Source organism: Oleiphilus sp. HI0080, from assembly GCF_001635135.1.
Window position 1 is genome coordinate 1 of the sequence record NZ_LWFU01001177.1, and the last position, 1024, is coordinate 1024.

The window sequence follows — 1024 nt, forward strand, 5'->3', positions numbered from 1 at the left end:
CTAATTCTAAAAGATCATGAACGCCAATAATTTTTTCAGAGTTCAATAACTGGCGATAACGTGCATCCTCATTGGCGACGTATATCTTGTGCGCCGTCGAATCAGCGACTGCGAGAGAGGGAAGAACTCCTTTCACAGCACAACAAGCGCCACCCAGTGCGAGCTCTGATACAAACTCACAATCAGACACGGAAGAGGGTGACAGCTGACCACTTGCCACCAAGACTCCGATCGCAATCGCTAAATCAAAACGCCCGCCCTCCTTTGGCAAATCTGCGGGAGCCAAGTTGACCGTCACACGACGCATCGGAAACTCAAAACCAGAATTCACCAAAGCGCAACGAACACGCTCACGGCTCTCTCGAACAGCCGCTTCGGGCAAACCGACAATAGTAAAAGAGGGCAAACCATTGGAAAGGTGCGTCTCAACGCGCACCAAAGGGGAATCGACACCGCACAACGCACGGGTCTTAACAGTAGACAAACTCATAGGCATCCTTGCACTATATTTGTAAATCGCACCGCTTTAGTGCGGCAGAAGCAGAATCCTTTCCTGCTTTAAAACACTTTATTAATCTGACACTTTTTCTTCTAGCTCAGCAACCGTCTTCTCCAACTTTTCTAGCATCATGCGAGTCCTTTCCAGCACGGCCTGCTGGGCGTCAAACTCGTCGCGGGAAACCAAATCCAACTTAGTAATGACGCTTGTTATAACAAGCTTTAGATTACCAGCCATCTCATCTTGAGCCGCCTTGCCGAACTCAGGAAAGACTTGATTCACCTGGTCTTGAATGAGACCGAATAATTGTTGGGGATTGAGCACTCTAACTGTCTCCAGTACAGCAAATTTGGTCCAAAAGTTTACCACCGAGCCTTCCCAAATCACATACCATTTTTTACGCACCAAAATAGAGCGTCATTTTGGTGCGTAACACGCCATACCGCTCCAAGAAAGCGCACCGATTTTGCCAGCCAACCTTTGATTCACAGGTATCTAATTGTTATTTATACACTTTCTTGTACT

At 47.3% G+C, this 1024-nt stretch carries 2 protein-coding genes; both read right to left on the bottom strand.

What is annotated here, in order from left to right:
• Positions 1–490 (bottom strand): magnesium chelatase domain-containing protein (locus A3751_RS20920; RefSeq protein ID WP_304439071.1); only part of this gene is annotated, 490 nt, incomplete at its 3' end.
• Between the two features lie 81 nt (positions 491–571).
• Entirely contained in the window at positions 572–823 is a 252-nt protein-coding gene (locus tag A3751_RS20925) for an accessory factor UbiK family protein (protein ID WP_068458070.1), read from the bottom strand.
• Positions 824–1024 lie beyond the last annotated feature (201 nt).